15 protein-coding genes are annotated in these 17,865 nt (G+C 46.7%); 11 read left to right on the top strand and 4 right to left on the bottom strand.

Annotated features, from left to right (window positions below; translation table 11 throughout):
* Position 1: 1 nt before the first annotated feature.
* The 7 genes from ABY436_RS07495 to ABY436_RS07465 all read left to right on the top strand — a co-directional run bounded on the left by ABY436_RS07495 (position 2) and on the right by ABY436_RS07465 (position 7,567).
* Complete coding sequence (locus ABY436_RS07495; RefSeq protein WP_372738365.1) at positions 2-1,099, top strand: ABC transporter permease; 1,098 nt, start codon at positions 2-4, stop codon at positions 1,097-1,099.
* On the top strand, positions 1,099-2,025 hold the full coding sequence (locus ABY436_RS07490; RefSeq protein WP_372738364.1) for an ABC transporter permease: 927 nt from the start codon (positions 1,099-1,101) through the stop codon (positions 2,023-2,025). Before ABY436_RS07495 ends, ABY436_RS07490 begins: the two co-directional genes overlap by 1 nt.
* Positions 2,026-2,360: 335 nt before the next feature.
* A complete protein-coding gene (gpt, locus tag ABY436_RS07485; protein ID WP_372738363.1) occupies positions 2,361-2,870 on the top strand; it encodes a xanthine phosphoribosyltransferase in 510 nt (169 codons plus the stop codon).
* A gap of 44 nt (positions 2,871-2,914) precedes the next feature.
* Positions 2,915-4,000 (top strand): BMP family ABC transporter substrate-binding protein, encoded by a 1,086-nt coding sequence (locus tag ABY436_RS07480; RefSeq protein ID WP_372738362.1) that lies wholly within the window; start codon positions 2,915-2,917, stop codon positions 3,998-4,000.
* 92 nt (positions 4,001-4,092) lie between these two features.
* Complete coding sequence (locus ABY436_RS07475) at positions 4,093-5,085, top strand: adenosine deaminase (RefSeq protein ID WP_372738378.1); 993 nt, start codon at positions 4,093-4,095, stop codon at positions 5,083-5,085.
* 167 nt (positions 5,086-5,252) lie between these two features.
* Complete coding sequence (locus tag ABY436_RS07470; protein ID WP_372738361.1) at positions 5,253-6,233, top strand: serine/threonine protein kinase; 981 nt, start codon at positions 5,253-5,255, stop codon at positions 6,231-6,233.
* 8 nt (positions 6,234-6,241) lie between these two features.
* Entirely contained in the window at positions 6,242-7,567 is a 1,326-nt protein-coding gene (locus ABY436_RS07465; protein ID WP_372738360.1) for a hypothetical protein, read from the top strand.
* A gap of 93 nt (positions 7,568-7,660) precedes the next feature.
* On the opposite strand, the gene mnmE is transcribed toward ABY436_RS07465, so the two are convergent.
* The 4 genes from mnmE to rpmH form a co-directional block, all read right to left on the bottom strand.
* Positions 7,661-9,028: a tRNA uridine-5-carboxymethylaminomethyl(34) synthesis GTPase MnmE gene (mnmE, locus tag ABY436_RS07460; RefSeq protein ID WP_372738359.1), complete on the bottom strand. Its 1,368-nt coding sequence runs from the start codon at positions 9,026-9,028 to the stop codon at positions 7,661-7,663.
* A gap of 71 nt (positions 9,029-9,099) precedes the next feature.
* Positions 9,100-10,764 (bottom strand): membrane protein insertase YidC, encoded by a 1,665-nt coding sequence (gene yidC / locus ABY436_RS07455; RefSeq protein ID WP_372738358.1) that lies wholly within the window; start codon positions 10,762-10,764, stop codon positions 9,100-9,102.
* Between the two features lie 13 nt (positions 10,765-10,777).
* Positions 10,778-11,155 carry a ribonuclease P protein component gene (gene rnpA, locus ABY436_RS07450; RefSeq protein WP_090722914.1) on the bottom strand — a complete coding sequence of 126 codons (378 nt, stop codon included), beginning with the start codon at positions 11,153-11,155 and terminating at the stop codon, positions 10,778-10,780.
* Between the two features lie 30 nt (positions 11,156-11,185).
* Positions 11,186-11,320, bottom strand: coding sequence for a 50S ribosomal protein L34 (gene rpmH / locus ABY436_RS07445; protein WP_054339742.1), 135 nt, complete (start codon positions 11,318-11,320; stop codon positions 11,186-11,188).
* A 478-nt stretch (positions 11,321-11,798) separates the two neighbouring features.
* Here rpmH and dnaA point away from each other — a divergent pair, with 478 nt between their 5' ends.
* From dnaA to gyrB, 4 genes are all read left to right on the top strand, one after another.
* The gene (dnaA, locus tag ABY436_RS07440; RefSeq protein WP_372738357.1) at positions 11,799-13,316 is read left to right on the top strand and encodes a chromosomal replication initiator protein DnaA; all 1,518 of its coding nucleotides are present in this window, start codon (positions 11,799-11,801) and stop codon (positions 13,314-13,316) included.
* A gap of 28 nt (positions 13,317-13,344) precedes the next feature.
* Positions 13,345-14,448 (top strand): DNA polymerase III subunit beta, encoded by a 1,104-nt coding sequence (gene dnaN / locus ABY436_RS07435; RefSeq protein WP_372738356.1) that lies wholly within the window; start codon positions 13,345-13,347, stop codon positions 14,446-14,448.
* A 47-nt stretch (positions 14,449-14,495) separates the two neighbouring features.
* Positions 14,496-15,587, top strand: coding sequence for a DNA replication/repair protein RecF (gene recF, locus ABY436_RS07430; RefSeq protein ID WP_372738355.1), 1,092 nt, complete (start codon positions 14,496-14,498; stop codon positions 15,585-15,587).
* A gap of 14 nt (positions 15,588-15,601) precedes the next feature.
* A partial coding sequence (gene gyrB / locus ABY436_RS07425; protein ID WP_372738354.1) for a DNA topoisomerase (ATP-hydrolyzing) subunit B occupies positions 15,602-17,865 on the top strand: 2,264 nt, incomplete at its 3' end.

The following is a 17,865-nucleotide window of genomic DNA, read 5'->3' as shown; positions in this document are numbered from 1 at the left end:
GATGTTTCTTAAACTCGTACCTCGCGCCGAGCACTCCCGTAACATGGCCTATTTATCACCTTTGTTAGCCGGTATTCTTACCCTGCTCACCGGGGCCGTGTTTTTTTATTTGCAGGGACATGATCCTTTCTTTGCATTAAAAACCATGCTTTATACGCCCATTTCGGATACCTATGGTTTAGCTGAGTTGTGCGTTAAAACCACACCTATTTTGCTCTGTGCGATTGGTCTTGCGATCGTATTTAAGGCGCAGGTTTGGAATATCGGCGCTGAAGGACAGCTATTGATTGGTGGACTCGCTGCCAGCGCGTTAGCGGTCAATATTATCGAAGTGGAGGCTGCGTGGGCTCTGCCGGCAGTGATGCTGGCGGGAATTGCGGGTGGTGCATTATGGGCGCTGTTAGCTGCTTGGCTAAAAACCCACTTTAACGCGAACGAAATTCTGACAACCATCATGTTTAACTATATTGCGCTGAACTTGCTGATTTTTTCGGTGCATGGGCCATTGAAAGACCCGGATGGCTACAACTTTCCGGAATCAGCGTTGTTTGGGGACGCTTCCCTGTTGCCGATATTGGTTGAGGATACGCGCGTACACGCGGGTATATTGTTTGCTTTGTTGGCAGTCGTGATTATCTGGGTTTTGTTAGCCCGCAGCTTTATAGGGTTTCAAATAAAGGTATTGGGGCTGGATGCCAGTGCTGCGAGGCTAGCCGGTTTTAAAGATAAAAAACTCGTCTGGATAACGATGCTGATTAGCGGCGGCTTGGCCGGCCTCGCCGGTGCCGGTGAGGTAGCAGGCCCAATAGGACAGTTAGTACCGCAGATATCCCCGGGCTATGGCTATGCCGCTATCATTGTGGCTTTTTTAGGACGCTTACACCCTGTCGGTATTTTATTTGCCAGCCTGTTAATGGCCCTCATTTATATGGGCGGAGAAATGGCACAGATTGAATTGAATATGCCGCTAGCTATCACCGGTTTGTTTCAGGGAATGCTGCTGTTTTACCTCCTCGCTTGTGATGTATTGATTGGTTACAAAATTAAATTTCTCTGGTCAGGTATGAATACAGTGACAAGTCGTGCGGAGCAACAGTAATGGATATTGATCTGATTACGAATATTCTCTACGCCATGATACGTACCGGGACTCCGCTGCTGATTGTAGCGCTGGGTGAAATGGTATGTGAAAAAAGCGGCGTGTTAAATTTAGGCCAGGAAGGCATGATGCTGATGGGCGCTGTGGCTGGATTTATAGCAACATGGTTAACCGGTAATCTATTCTTTGGCTTTTTGATGGCGATAGTTGCCGGTGTGCTGATGTCGCAATTATTTGCCATGATTGCACTGGGACTTAATGCCAATCAGGTAGCAACAGGCCTGGCGTTGACCATCTTTGGAACAGGGTTATCGGCTTTTATCGGATCAGACTTTGTCGGTAATCCCATTGAAGGGTTAGAAGTGATTGCTATCCCCTTCCTCAGCGAAATCCCAGTGATCGGCAAAATGCTGTTTGCTCAGGATCTAGTCGTTTACCTGTCTTTTGTCTTATTTGGCGTGATCTTTTGGTTTTTCCGATCGAGTCGCACCGGCTTAATTGTCAAAGCAGTAGGAGAAAACCCGCATGCCGCTAACGCTATCGGTTTGCCGGTTATGCGCACCCGTTATTTAGCGGTGGCTTTTGGTGGTGCCATGGCGGGTTTAGCGGGCGGTTATCTGTCTCTGGCTTATACCCCCTTATGGGCTGAAAACATGACCTCCGGACGTGGCTGGATTGCATTAGCTTTGGTTGTATTTGCGAGCTGGCGAACTGAAAGAATACTGCTGGGGGCTTATCTGTTTGGTTTAGCGAGTATTTTGCACTTAGTGGCACAGGGACTTGGGTTTGCTGTATCACCTAACCTGTTAGCGATGCTGCCTTATATTGCTACGGTACTGGTGCTGGTGATGATGTCGCGTAATCAGGGACGCAGTAAAATGTATGCGCCAATCTCTTTGGGAAAACCTTTTCATGCGGGAACTTAACGTCGGTAAAGGCAGGGAGCTTAAGCCAGAGAATGTAATGATGTGCGTTTATATAAACATAAAGCCCTGATAACCGACGAGTAAACATTCTTTTTGAAATGTATAGTGTGCTCGGTTGATTATCCTGAGAAAGAGGCTGGTTAGCATCGCGTGCCTGATTGGCACCGGGTATCCTTTTTATGATGATGAGATGCGTCGTTCAGAAAGGCTGGTGCAGGGGTGCAGAACATTTATACACTAGAAAAACATGACTTTTAGGTTATTATTTCCGGCAGTGTTATGTCTTGTTATCTTTTTGTAAGACATATGAAATGTTGATTGATGAGGAGTAATTGATGGGACAGTCGCCTTACCGTAAAGATTTTCCGGTTACTTGGGAGGAGCTTCACCGTAACTCCCGTGCACTATCATGGCGGTTGCTGGAGCTAGGCCCGTGGAAAGGGATTATCGCGATCACGCGAGGAGGTCTGGTGCCTGCAGCGATTCTTGCTCGTGAGCTGGATATCCGTTTGATCGATACCGTCTGCATTACCAGTTATGCTGCCAATCAAGAAGGTGATGCGGCGACGCATCAGGGAGAACTCAACATTCTAAAAGGTGTTGAAGGTGACGGTGAAGGTTTTTTGCTGGTGGATGACTTAGTTGATACGGGTAAAACAGCGCGATGTGTGCGTGAAATGCTACCTAAAGCGCATTTCGTCACCTTATATGCTAAACCTGCTGGTCGGCCTTTAGTGGATACGTATGTAATGGAAGTGAGCCAGGATACCTGGATTCGTTTTCCATGGGATATGGACTATACCTTCGCCACACCCTTGGCTGATCGGGCAAACAATGCTCGCTGAGCGTTTTAGTCAATAATAAAAGCATTCTAACGAGGATTTCCGTAATGAAAAAAATCGTGTTAAAAAAATTCCTGACAGTCTTAATGGCTGGTGTGGCTATAGTGGCCGCATTTGGTGTTCAGGCAGCGGAGCCTTTTAAAGTAGGTTTTGTATACGTAGGGCCGATAGGCGATCATGGCTGGAGTTATCAACATGATCAGGGACGTTTGGCTATAGAAAAGCATTTTGGGGATAAGGTGAAAACAACTTACGTTGAAAACGTACCAGAAGGCGCGGATGCTGAGCGTGTTATCCGGAATCTTGCTAAAACCGGTCACGATCTGATTTTTACAACCTCGTTTGGTTTTATGAATCCAACCCTGAAAGTAGCCAAACGCTTCCCAAAAGTGACGTTTGAACACGCGACGGGATACAAGTTGTCAAAAAACGTCGGTACTTATATCTCTAATACCTACGAAGGCCGCTATATCGCAGGCTTTACGGCCGCGAAAATGACTAAATCTAACAAAATTGGTTTTATCGCCTCCTTCCCTATTCCTGAGGTTATTCGAGATATCAATGCGGTACAGTTGGCATTGAATAAATATAACCCGGATGCTGAGCTGAAAATTATCTGGGTGAATAGCTGGTTCGATCCGGGTAAAGAAGCTGATGCCGCAAATGCGATGATGGATCAGGGTGTGGATATTATTTTGCAGCACACGGATAGTCCGGCAGCGATGCAAGCAGCCGACAGACGGGGCGCATTTGCAGTAGGTCAGGCATCTGATATGTCTGGTTTTGGAAAAAAAGCGCACATATTTTCGGTTGTGGATAACTGGTCTCCGTTCTACATCAAACGTGTTCAGCAAGTTATGGATGGTACCTGGAAACCGGAAGATCACTGGGGTGGAATGGCGGAAGAAGAGATCGTTATCCCTGAGTTCAGTGATTACATCCCAGCGGATATTGTTGCTGAGGCTCAAGCGCTGATCGCCCAGATCAAAGCAGGAACTCTGAATCCATTTGCCGGTCCGATTAAAAATAAGGCCGGTGAACTTAAAGTGGCAGAAGGTGAAATTTTACCGCATGCTGATCTGGCGGGTATGAATTGGTATGTAGAAGGTGTTCCTAGTGAGATTCCTAAGTAAACAGGACTAATAACCTAAATGACATCAGGGGGCTTATGCCCCCTTTTTTAAATCAATTTTTAGCCTAACTTCAGGGAGCTTTTATGATGAATATGACCGATTTTATTACTCAGCTGCCTAAAGCTGAGTTACATCTCCATCTGGAAGGTAGCCTGGAGCCTGCACTGATGATGCAGCTGGCGAATCGAAACGGCATCACGCTCCCTTATGGCGATATAGCGGCAATTAAAGCCGCTTATGAATTTGATAATTTGCAGGATTTTCTCGATATATATTATCAAGGCGCCAATGTATTACAGACCGAGCAGGATTTCTTTGATTTAACCTGGGCGTATCTGCTGCGCTGTAAAGCGCAAGGCGTGGTGCATACCGAACCGTTTTTTGATCCGCAAACTCACACCGATCGGGGTATTCCTTTTAAGGTTGTGATCAACGGTATCAGCGCTGCCTTAAAGCAGGCCGAAACTGAGTTGGGTATCAGTAGCTATCTGATACTCTCCTTTTTACGTCATTTATCCGAAGAAGCCGCTTTTGAAACGTTAGAGATGGCCCTGCCATATCGTGATCAGTTTATTGCGGTGGGCTTAGACAGCTCTGAAATGGGTCACCCTCCGGAGAAGTTTCAACGTGTCTTTGCGAAAGCTCGCGCCAAAGGCTTTAAAGCGGTTGCTCATGCGGGTGAAGAAGGCCCGGCAGAATATGTGTGGTCAGCATTAGATCTGCTCAATGTAGATCGTATCGACCATGGAGTGCGTGCTTATGAGGATGCCGGATTGATGCAACGTTTGATCGATGAGCAGATCCCACTGACGGTTTGCCCGCTATCGAACACGCGCTTAAAAGTATTCGCAGATATGGCAGACCACACCATATTAAAAATGCTCGGGCAAGGCGTTATGGTGACGGTTAATTCTGATGATCCTGCTTATTTTGGTGGCTATGTTGCTGAGAACTATATGGCATTATATCAATCGTTGGAGATGTCACCTGCTCAGGCCCGGCAGTTGGCCATCAACAGTATTAAGGCTAGTTTTTTGCCGGATGAAAGAAAAATTTCTATCATCCAACAGATCATGAATGTGTAACTTCCACTTTGTTAGTTTCAGGTGCTGTGATTTTATAAACAGTATTTATAAATAACCTATTAATAAATACTGTTTATAAACACATTGAGCGCGCTATTGCGTCGCTCAGGGTTTACTATATGAGGTTCGTTTTTCAAGCTTACATTACTGGATTCGACGCTAGTCTTATGAATAAACAGCCCTTTTTTGAACTGACACCGGATACTGTTCTTGACGCAGTAGAGTCGCTTGGCTATTTGAGTGACGGTCGTATCATGGCGCTAAACAGTTATGAAAACCGCGTTTATCAGGTAGGTATTGAAGAAAAAACGCCATTAATTGCTAAGTTCTACCGACCACAGCGTTGGAGCAACGAGCAGATTATTGAAGAACATCAGTTTATGTATGAGCTGGTGGAGCAGGAATTGTCTGTTGTTGCACCGATGAGAAATGCGGTTGGCGACAGTTTATTTACGTTCAAAGACTTTCGTTTCTCATTGTTTGAGCGCCGCGGCGGCCGGGCGCCGGAGCTGGATGACCCCGAGCATCAGTTTCAGTTAGGGCGAACGATTGGACGAATACATCAAGTAAGCCAGGTACGTCCTTTTATCCATAGACCTGCTTTGGATATTCAAAGCTATGGCATTGATAGCGCGGCCTTTATCAGCCAGGAATTTATCCCTGAATCATTAAAAAAAGCTTACGACAGCCTCACCTCAGATCTGTTGCGTGAAATTGACGCCGCTTTTAAGCGTGCCGGAGCTGTGAAGCAAATCCGTGTGCATGGCGATTGCCATGCCGGCAATATTCTGTGGCGTGACAATACGCCTCATTTTGTTGATTTTGACGATGCGCGCATGGCGCCTGCTATTCAGGACTTGTGGATGTTTCTGACGGGAGATCGCCAACAACAGCAGTTACAAATTGGCGAAGTCATAGAAGGCTATAATGAGTTTTCCGATTTCAATCCTCGTGAGCTGCATTTAATAGAAGCGTTACGTACTCTACGAATGATGCACTATGCGGCTTGGATTGCACGCCGCTGGGATGATCCCGCTTTTCCGCATAATTTTTCATGGTTCAATACCGAGCGCTACTGGGGGGAGCATCTGTTGCAGCTCAGGGAGCAGTTTTCTGCGTTACAGGAACCCGTGCTGCGGCTATTGTGAGATAAAAGATGTCGGATAATCAGGCGATTATACAACAACAGAGTCCACTCCAGATCCGCATGGCAGGACTTACACTGTTTGTCATGATCCTGTTATCTGTCACCACTGGATTAACGGCTACTCTACCCGGTTGGTGGGCGGGCATTGTGGGTTGGTTGGCAGCTATTTTATTGTTACACCGTGTACGGCCGATGCAATTGCTGCAATCCGGCTTGATGTTACTGGTAGGTGTTGGCTGTTTGCTTTGGAGTTATGCACAGGGTGCACCAACATCATGGTTGAAAGCGCTTAGCGCAAACCAGGCATTAGTCACTATGTTGGCATCGGTCAGTTTTTTACGCTTGGTTGCGGCCACTGCGTTGAGTGATGAGCAATCCGAACCCCAGGGCAGGAAAGCTTTCTGGAAAACTTTACTGGGGGTGCATCTGTTTGGTTCGGTTATCAACCTGTCGGCGCTGATGATTATGGCGGAACGCCTGAGTCAGAAACAACCCTTAACGATGACGCAGGCGGCGACGCTTTCTCGTGGCTTTGGCACAGCGGCACTTTGGTCGCCTTTTTTTGCTGCGATGGGGGTGGCGCTGATCAATGCTCCCGGAGCACATCTGTTTGTTTTAGCCATGGCCGGTTTACCCATCGCGGCCGTTGCTCTGTGGGTTGCCGGAACAGAAATCAGCAAGGAAATTGAGGTTGAAGAGTTCAAAGGTTATCCGTTGGATCTGTCAGCCTTATGGATGCCATCATTACTCGGCATATCGATTATGGCGTGTCATTTTGTGTTACCGCTGGTGCCGGTGCTGACCCTGATCTCGCTATTATCGATTATCTTGCCTCTGTTGTTACTGATGTTTAGGCAACGCTCGGCCGGTATTGCTTCGTACAAAAATCATATCGTTAATGTGATTCCGAATATTGGCTCAGAACTGCTGTTGTTTCTGTCGGCGGGTGTCCTGGCAGTGGGGATCGGCGTACTGATGACATCAACTAATTTAACGCTGGGATTAAGTAGTTTTGGCCCCTGGCAAGCGAGCGGCCTATTGATTATATCGGTGATTCTGGCGGTTGCCGGTGTGCATCCTGTTATCACTATCGCCACAGCAGGCGGCTTACTCGCCAATCTTAATGCCGCGCCAGATCTGTTGGCCATGACTTTTCTGATGTGTTGGGCCGGAGGGGTAATTGCGTCGCCACTCTCCGGGATGCATTTGACACTATCGGGACGTTTTAATATAAGCAACTTCAGCTTGTTTATGCGTAACAGGATATTTTCAGTAAAGTTTTTACTTTTGCAGATCCTGTTTTTACACCTTTATGATGCGATAGGCGTGTTATAACTTTTTACAACGACGCACTTATGTGTATTGGTATGATGCAGGTTTTATTGTGTCCACGCTATGGCGATCTTTAACCTTAACCTCAGCAAGACTTTACTTGCCAATGCAGAAGCTTGAAAAAATTCTGCCTAATAGATCATCATTACTGAACTGACCGGTTATCTCTCCTAAGGCTTGCTGGGCTTGTCTTAGGTCTTCAGCCAATAGTTCACCTGCTCCGTTGTGGATAAGTTGCTCACGGCCGGTTTCCAGCAGTCCTGAGGCGGTATTTAACGCCTCAAGGTGACGGCGGCGTGCTAAAAACCCACCTTCGGTGGTGGCTTGGTAGCCCATGCAGGTTTTCAGGTGATCGCGTAACGTTTCTATCCCCTCACCCGCTTTGGCTGAAAGGTTGATTAAAGTGTGGCCGTGCACTTCCTGTAGGCCGCATCCTTCTCCGCTAAGGTCAGATTTGTTGCGAATAACTGTGATCTTGGTTTGATCTTTCAGCTTCTCGACAAATTCTGGCCAGATCTGCTGCGGGTCATCCGCATGTGTTTTGGTGCTGTCTACCATTAACAGTACCCTATCCGCTCTATGGATCTCTTCCCAGGCACGGCTAATACCAATACGCTCGACTTCATCGGGCGCATCACGTAATCCGGCGGTATCGATAATGTGTAGTGGCATGCCGTCAATGTGGATATGTTCACGCAATACATCACGTGTAGTCCCTTCAATATCGGTGACAATCGCCGTTTCCCGTCCTGCGAGTGCATTCAGCAGGCTGGATTTACCGGCATTCGGACGGCCGGCAATAACAACGCTCATACCTTCGCGGATCAAGCTCCCCTGCTTAGCTTCATGCTGTACTGCATCGAGGTTAGCAATGATGGCATGCAGGTCGCTGAGCACTTTTCCGTCAGCGAGAAAGTCGATCTCCTCTTCAGGGAAGTCGATCGCTGCTTCTACATAGATACGTAACTGGATGAGCGACTCTACCAGAGTGTCGATACGGCGCGAGAACTCTCCTTGCAAAGAGCGTAAGGCGCAACGTGCGGCTTGCTGAGAGGAGCTGTCAATTAAGTCGGCAATTGCTTCCGCCTGCGCTAAGTCGAGTTTGTCATTTAAAAAAGCGCGTTCAGAAAACTCACCAGGACGGGCGAGTCTGGCACCGAGTGATTGAACACGTTGAAGCAGAAAATCCATTACTACAGGGCCGCCGTGTCCTTGTAGCTCCAGAATGTCCTCACCGGTAAATGAGTTTGGCCCCGGGAAATACAGTGCAATGCCTTCGTCCAACTCGTTTCCCAGTACATCTTTGAAAGGACCGTAGTGTGCATAACGGGGTTTGGGCAGATAACCTAACACCTGTTCAGCGATCTCTGCTGATCCGGGGCCTGATACACGAATAATACCTACGCCTCCGCGCCCGGGGGCAGTCGCTTGTGCAGCGATGGTTTCTTGAGATATCAGGCTCATAAGTACTCCATTTTTCTGGCGACATTGAAAAAGGCTCCCGCAGGAGCCTTTTTTGTGTTCGTTCCGCTATGTTAAGACGTGGCAGGTTCCGCTTCAATCTGTTTGTTAATCACATATTGCTGTGCGATTGACAGAATGTTGTTAACTACCCAGTACAGCGTCAGACCTGCAGGGAACCACAGGAAGAAGAAGGTGAACAGGATAGGCAACATCTTCATTACTTTAGCCTGCATCGGGTCCGGAGGCGTTGGGTTCAGCGATTGCTGAATAAACATACTCACGCCCATGATGATCGGCAGAATGAAGTAAGGATCTTTTGTTGAAAGGTCAGTCAGGTACAGGAACTCTGCGTGACGCAATTCTACCGATTCCATCAGTACCCAGTACAAAGAGATGAAGATAGGCATCTGCGCGACGATAGGTAAACACCCTCCGAGCGGATTTATCTTCTCTTTCTTGTACAGTTCCATCATTGCTTGAGACATCTTCTGGCGGTCACCACCATGAAGCTCTTTCAAGCGTGTCATCTCTGGACCGAACTTACGCATTTTAGCCATGGATTTGAAGGCTTTAGCGTTTAACTGAAAGAGCAATGCTTTCACCAGGATGGTGATACAAATAATAGTCAGACCCCAGTTGCCGACAATACCGTGAATCCATTTAAGAACGACATACAGGGGCGATGCAATCCACCATAACCAACCGTAATCAAGGGTTAGTTCAAGGTTTGGAGCCGCGGCTTCCATCTGATCAACATCTTTAGGGCCTGCATAGAAAGATGCAGATACCGTTTTTTCGCTGCCGGCAGGTACTTCAAAAGCAGGCGAAACAAAACCAGCGATATAGTTACCGTTCAACTTGCGGGTGCTGTAAGTATATTCAGCGCCGGGTGCAGGAATCCATGCACTCAGGAAGTAATGCTGAATCATACCCGCCCAGCCATCAGGCGTGGTTGCATTGAAGTTGACTTCATCTACATCATCGAAAGAGTATTTTTGATACTTATTTTCAGCGGTAGAGAAGACAGGTCCTAAGTAAGACTGCATTCCCATATCAGTAGATGAGTTGGGATCTGAGCTTTGGTCGCGCTTGATCTGAGCGAACAGGTTCGCCTGGAAGAGTTCTGCAGATCCATTATTGACGATATATTCATGCCCAATAGTGTATGAGCCTTTGCTAAAGATATATCGCTTAGTGATGGTAACGCCATTCGGGTTAGTTAATAGCAAGTCGACATTGAAGCTATCTTTATCACCCAGCGTAAACTCGTTGCTTTCTACTGCATAGGTTGGGCGACCATCCGGGCTCGCATCCGGACCGTTTTTGCCCACCAAGCCGCTTTGGGATACGTAGGTGCGACCAGGTGTTTGTTCTAGCAGAATAAATGGAAGTGGACTGCCTAACGATGCTTTGTATGCTGGCAGGGCAACTTGAATGATATCACCGCCTTTGGCATCTATAAGCACGTCCAGAACATCAGTTTTTACCGTAATAAGCTGTGCTTTAGGCGTGCTTATTGGCGTTGTTTCGGTAATAGGTAAGTCACCAGAAACGCTTTTTTCGGTATTTACTGCGGTTGGGAGATCACTGCTTGTCGCTGCGCTGCCATAGACAGATACAGAAGCAGCCGGGGCTTGTGCTGTTGGTTGCTGACCGTAATCTTCATTCCACTGTAAGACCAGCATGTATGAGATAAGTGCCAGAGCGGCAACTAGTATGACTCGCTGTACATCCATAAGTTTAAGACCGTTAATCTTGCTTGTTAAGTACGTGTTTGGATTTTTTATTCAACCGAGACCAGCATTTTACGGCAAGGCGATGTAAATCGCATCCGCTCATATCCCCTAATCCTGGGCGTGCCAGAATAATTATATCGACGGGTGGTAAATCATGCTGATTAAGGCGAAATGACTCGCGAATGATACGCCGAACATGATTACGTTTCACTGCTCTGCGTACATTTTTTTTTGATATTACAAACCCGAGACGTGGATGTTCGAGTCCGTTATGACGGGCGAGTATGAGAATTTTCTGGTCCGGTACTTTAATAGTTACACTATCAAAAACCTTTTGAAAATCCCCGGCAGTCAGCAAGCGCAGCTGTCGGGGATATCCGAATTCGGTCATTCAACTACCAGATCCGGCCGCAGTCTGTTATTAAGCAGACAGACGTGCGCGGCCCTTTGCACGACGACGATTGATAACTGCGCGACCACTTTTAGTAGCCATGCGAGCACGGAAGCCGTGAGTACGAGCACGTTTTAAAACGCTTGGTTGAAAAGTTCTTTTCATGAGTCAGTCCTACTATTAACGCTTGTTTAGGTGCTCGGTTATTAGCTGGCTGAAGCCTACAGAGCAAAATTAAGACGCGAAAGTCTAGTGAATTAATTTATATAATTCAAATGCTTTTTTAACTAATAACGTAATTACTTATAAGACTCGGTGTTGCATAGGGGTGATTTATTGGTGAATGAGAAGCACTGAATAAAAATGTTCATAAAGCCTATATTCTATTTATAACAATGAGTTAACCTGTGAGTAATCTGTTAGATATCGTGTTTATTTGTTGTATATAAGTACTATTTTGTTTAATAAGTGATCAAAATATGTGTCTTTTAGGCGATTATTTTATTTTGACCTGTTGTTTTTAATATTTTCAGTCGTCGTGTGGATAACTGGTTTGTATCACTGTAGAATAGCCGCGACATAACAGTCACTTACGTTGACTCACGTTGTTTTTGGCGCGTCACTATTTTTTTGCGGAGAATCTATGTCGGGAGATTTGTGGGAGCGTTGCTTGCCTAGCTTGCAAAGTGAGTTCCCTGCCCAGCAGTACAATACCTGGATTCGCCCTTTAAGTGCTGATGATAGTTCTGGCTCTTCGGTGGTTCTTTTTGCACCGAATCGTTTCGTCCGTGACTGGGTTAACGACAAATTCTTATCTCGTATCCGGCAAGTTCTTTGCGATGTTTCCGGTGATATCAGTATCGACGTCAGAGTAGAAATTGCTGCGGTTGGTTCTGCTTCAACAACCGCTCGCAGGATGCCTCCGCGCCCTCGCCCTGTTGCACCGCCTCCTGCGTCCGCATATTCCGATGCTGTTCAGAATGAGTACCAGCCAGCGCAGAGAAATACAGATCAAAACAAAGAAGTAAGCGCTCACTCCGGCTCCGGAGTACTTATACAGGCCCCACAGTTAGAACTCGATGTAGGTTTGTCTGAGCCCGATAGAGCTGTTGAGGTGGATGTTGAAGGCGGTTTGCGCCATCAATCTAATTTAAACCGAGCCTTTACTTTTGAGTCCTTCGTACAGGGTAAATCAAACCAACTGGCATTGGCGGCAGCGCAGCAAGTTGCAGATAACCCCGGCGGCGCTTACAACCCCCTCTTTATATATGGCGGCGTTGGTTTAGGTAAAACTCACTTAATGCACGCTGTTGGCATGGAAATGTTGCGCCAGAATCCGAATGCCCGCATTGTTTATTTGCATTCAGAGCGCTTTGTAGCGGACATGGTTAAAGCATTACAGCTGAATGCGATTAATGACTTTAAGCGTTATTATCGCTCGGTTGATGCGTTGCTTATTGATGATATTCAGTTCTTTGCTGGTAAAGAGCGCTCTCAGGAAGAGTTTTTCCACACCTTTAATGCCTTACTTGAAGGCGGCCAGCAGATGATTCTGACCAGTGATCGTTATCCGAAAGAGATAAACGGTGTTGAGGATCGTCTCAAATCACGTTTTGGCTGGGGATTAACGGTGGCTGTTGAGCCGCCTGAGTTGGAAACACGCGCTGCCATCGTCATGAAAAAAGCGGAAGAAGCTAAAATTATCCTGCCGGATGATGCTGCTTTCTTTCTGGCACAAAAAATCAGATCCAACGTCCGTGAGCTTGAAGGCGCCCTAAAACGCGTCATTGCCAACGCCCATTTTACAGGTAATGCAATAACTACGCCTTTCATTAAAGAATCATTGAAAGACTTGCTGGCATTACAGGATAAACAAGTTAGTATTGACAATATTCAGCGTGTGGTCGCGGAGTATTATAAAATTAAGATATCCGATTTGTTATCCAAGCGAAGAAGTCGCTCGGTAGCACGTCCCCGTCAGGTTGCCATGAGTATTTCCAAAGAACTGACCAATCACAGTTTACCTGAGATTGGCAACGCCTTTGGGGGTCGCGATCATACGACGGTATTGCACGCTTGCCGTAAAATCAAAGAGTTGCGGGAAAGCGATACGGATATCCGAGAAGATTATCAGAATCTGCTACGTCATCTGACGGCGTAGTATCGGAGCGGAATAAGGGTAGGTTGCCATGAAATTCGTAATTTCACGTGAAGCACTGATTAAACCGCTGCAATTGGTAGCGGGTGTAGTAGAGCGTCGTCAGACACTTCCGGTGTTGTCCAATATTTTATTGGTCGCAGAAGATCATAAACTGTCTATGACAGGAACTGATCTTGAAGTAGAGCTGGTTGGTTGTGTCACGCTTGATGAGCCGGCGGTGCCAGGCTCGGTGACAGTGCCAGCGCGTAAACTTATGGATATTTGTAAATCACTACCGGATGATTCACAAATAGAGATGGCTCTGACTGGCCAGAAGATGGTTATTAAGTCAGGCCGTAGCCGCTTTTCACTGTCTACACTGCCAGCTGCTGAGTTTCCGAATGTTGAAGACAGTCCGCAGACATTTGATCTGACACTCTCGCAAGGTCAGCTTCGTTATTTGATTGAGCAAACGGGCTTTTCGATGGCTCAGCAGGATGTGCGCTATTACCTGAACGGCATGTTGCTTGAAATTGCTGACGGTTCATTGCGCACGGTTGCTACCGATGGGCATCGACTGGCGACCAGTGTTGCCAATGTTGAAACAGATCAGCAATCTGCACAACAGATTATCGTGCCACGTAAAGGCATTCTGGAGTTGGCGCGCTTACTTCAGCATGGTGATGAACCTCTGAAGCTGGTTGTGGGCGCTAATCATATCCGCGCACATGTCGGTGAGTTCATCTTTACCTCTAAACTTGTTGATGGCAAATTCCCTGATTATCAACGTGTTATACCGCGCAATGGCGACAAGTTTGTATTGGGTGATCGCCAGGCGTTGCGCAAAGTCTTCAGCCGTATCGCGATTCTTTCTAACGAGAAATATCGCGGCGTTCGTTTAACATTAACGAGCGGTTTCCTGCAGGTCATGGCGAATAACCCGGAGCAGGAAGAAGCAGAAGAAACGATTGCGATCGATTATGAGGGTGACTCTCTTGAGATCGGTTTCAATGTTAACTATTTGCTGGATGCGCTTTCTATTCTTAATTCAGATATTGTTCGCTTTACCTTGTCGGATTCCAATAGCAGTGCGTTGATTGAAGGGCTCGATGAGCAGGGAAATCTTTACGTTGTTATGCCGATGCGAATGTAAGATAGGATGATCTGTGTGGAGCCGTTTTAGGCTTCACGCAATACTTTATGCCAATCAGATCTCTCTCCGTAGAAAAGATACGTAATATCTCTGCACTGTCTTTCGAGCCTTCCGAGCGAATTAATATCATTTATGGTGCCAATGGCAGTGGTAAAACCTCGCTGTTAGAGTCGTTGCACTTTCTTGGTCTGACGCGTTCCTTCCGTACTAACCAGTTCCGGTACCTGATAAGCGCTTCAGAAACTCAGTCGTTGGTTTTCTCTACTATTGATGCGATGGGTAACGGACAGATTAAACCACTGGGCGTGAGCCGTGACATGTCGGGCGAAGTGAACATTCGTTATGCTGGAAATAGTATTGATCTGTCGGAGCTGGCAGGACTGATTCCTCTGCAGTTAATTAATACGGATACCTTTGAATTATTGGAAGGTAGCCCGGCGACACGGCGTCAGTTTGTTGATTGGGGAGCGTTTCATTCAGAAACAGCGTTTATTCAGTTGTGGCGTGCTTTTAAGCGTGTGTTACAACAGCGTAATTCTTTACTGAAGTGTGGTAAAATTGATCCTGTTTTACGCCAGATATGGGATCAGGAATTTATTCTCTACGCAGAGCAGTTAACGAGCATGCGGCAACGCTATATTGACTTGTTAATGCCGGATTTTGAAGAGATTTTATTAAGATTGGTGGGGGATTTGGCCATCACGCTGAAGTTCTCACCAGGATGGGATAAAAAGCGGCCTCTGGATGAACTGTTATCAGAAAACTTACTCAGAGACCTGAAGCAGGGTTTTACCAGTATCGGCCCACAACGCGCCGATCTCAAAGTTAAATCTGAGGGAGTGAGTGCTGCAGAGCGTCTATCCCGGGGGCAGAAAAAACTAGTGGTAAGTGCATTGAAATTAGCACAAGGCGCTTTGTTTCATCGTTTAAGTAATCGCCCATGCGTTTATCTGATTGACGATTTACCGTCAGAATTGGATGAACGCCATAGCCGTTTATTTTGTGAATTTTTAGAACAAACAAATAATCAATGTTTTATTACCTGTGTTGAACCAGACGCGTTAAGCAGATTCTGGAAAACCGATACAGCAGTGGCCTATTTCAATATTGAAGCAGGCCAATTAGTACAAACACACTGAGTCAGGAGAGTGCCATGAGTGGCGAAGAGCAGAATTACGATTCCAACAGTATTAAGGTCCTTAAGGGGCTGGATGCGGTTCGTAAACGCCCAGGGATGTATATAGGTGATACAGACGATGGAAGCGGTCTGCACCACATGGTTTTCGAGATTGTGGATAACTCAATCGATGAAGCACTTGCTGGCCATTGCAGTGAGATCAGCGTCATCATCCATCCGGATGATAGTGTTTCCGTTTCAGATAATGGCCGTGGTATTCCTACCGGCATGCATGATGAGGAAGGCGTCTCTGCTGCAGAAGTTATCATGACGGTTCTGCATGCCGGTGGTAAGTTCGATGACAACAGCTATAAAGTATCCGGTGGTCTGCACGGTGTAGGCGTCTCAGTTGTTAACGCGCTTTCCGCTGAGTTGAAGCTGACAGTGCGCCGTGATGGCAAAGTACATGAACAGACTTATGTTCATGGTGTGCCTCAGGCTCCGCTTGCGATTGTCGGTGAAACTGACCAATCGGGTACAGAAGTAAGGTTTAAGCCATCAGAACAAACCTTCACTAATGTTGAGTTTCAGTTCGAGATATTGGCCAAACGTTTAAGAGAACTCTCTTTTCTTAACTCCGGTGTGCGTATTGTACTGACAGATGAGCGCACTGCTCGTCAGGATATTTTTGAGTATACGGGGGGCTTGAGTGCGTTTGTTGAGTACCTGAATCAGAACAAAACGGCCGTCAATAAGGTCGTTCATCTGACCGGTATGCATGAAAATGGCGTGGGTGTTGAAATAGCACTGCAATGGAATGATACCTATCAGGAAAATCTTTACTGTTTCACCAATAACATTCCACAACGTGATGGTGGTACGCATCTATCGGGCTTTCGTTCGGCACTGACGCGCTCACTTAATACTTATATTGAGCAAGAAGGTCTGAATAAAGGCAGTAAAGTCAGCACTTCCGGTGATGATAGCCGTGAAGGCATATGCGCTATCATCTCTGTTAAGGTGCCGGATCCTAAATTCTCTTCGCAGACCAAAGACAAATTGGTTTCTTCAGAAGTTAAAACGGCTGTAGAGCAGATGTTTGCTCAGCACTTCAGCGACTATCTGCATGAAAACCCGCAAGAAGCCAAGGCCATCGTTAATAAAATGATTGAAGCCGCGCGGGCACGTGAAGCGGCACGTAAAGCGCGTGATATGACACGTCGTAAAGGCGCACTGGATATTGCAGGTTTGCCGGGTAAACTGGCTGACTGTCAGGAAAAAGATCCTGCCCTTTCTGAACTCTACCTCGTAGAGGGTGATTCTGCGGGAGGTTCAGCTAAACAGGGACGCGACCGTCGTACACAAGCAATTCTGCCGCTGAAAGGTAAAATACTCAACGTAGAAAAGGCGCGTTTCGACAAGATGCTCTCCTCTGTTGAAGTAGGAACACTCATTACCGCATTGGGTTGTGGTATTGGCCGGGACGAATACAACCCTGATAAATTACGCTACCACAGCGTTATTATCATGACCGATGCCGACGTGGATGGTTCTCACATCCGTACCCTGCTACTGACCTTCTTCTTCCGCCAAATGCCTGAATTGATCGAGCGTGGTTACATCTATATCGCGCAACCACCGCTGTATAAAATCAAAAAAGGTAAGCAAGAACAGTATCTCAAAGATGATGATGCGTTAGAGAATTACCTGCTACAGGGCGCTTTGGATAATGCCAGCTTCCACGTACATGAAGGTGCACCGGCAATTTCTGGCGCGGCACTTGAGTCGTTAATTAATCAATATCGCACTGTGGATAAGCACATCACACGTTTGAGCAAACTCTATCCGCCATCCGCATTAACACAGATGATTTATCAATCTGTATTGAGCGTAGACGATCTGGCTAAACCAGAAATCGTCGAGAGTTGGTTAAAAACACTGGTTGAAGCGATGGAGTTAGAGTCCAGTGTTAGTGAGCGCTATGAGTCTGAGTTGATTTACGATAAAGAACACAGCGTCTACCTGCCAAAAATTGTGCACATCAACCACGGTGTTGATACCAACTTCGTCTTTCGCAGAGACTTCTTCTCATCACGTGAATATGCCGCCATATCTGATCTGGCTAAGGTGCTGGAAGGCCTTCTGGAGCCCGGCGCATTCGTTAAACGTGGCGAGCGCACATTCCCTGTCACCTTCTTCAAAGATGGCATTAACTGGCTATTAGAGCAGTCTAAGCGTGGAAATTCGATACAGCGCTACAAAGGGCTGGGTGAAATGAACCCAGACCAGCTATGGGAAAC

Source organism: Neptunomonas sp. (genome assembly GCF_041601355.1).
Classification (GTDB): Bacteria; Pseudomonadota; Gammaproteobacteria; order Pseudomonadales; family Balneatricaceae; genus Neptunomonas.
The sequence above is the reverse complement of the archived record's forward strand: the minus strand, read 5'-3'. Positions and strand labels throughout refer to the sequence as shown.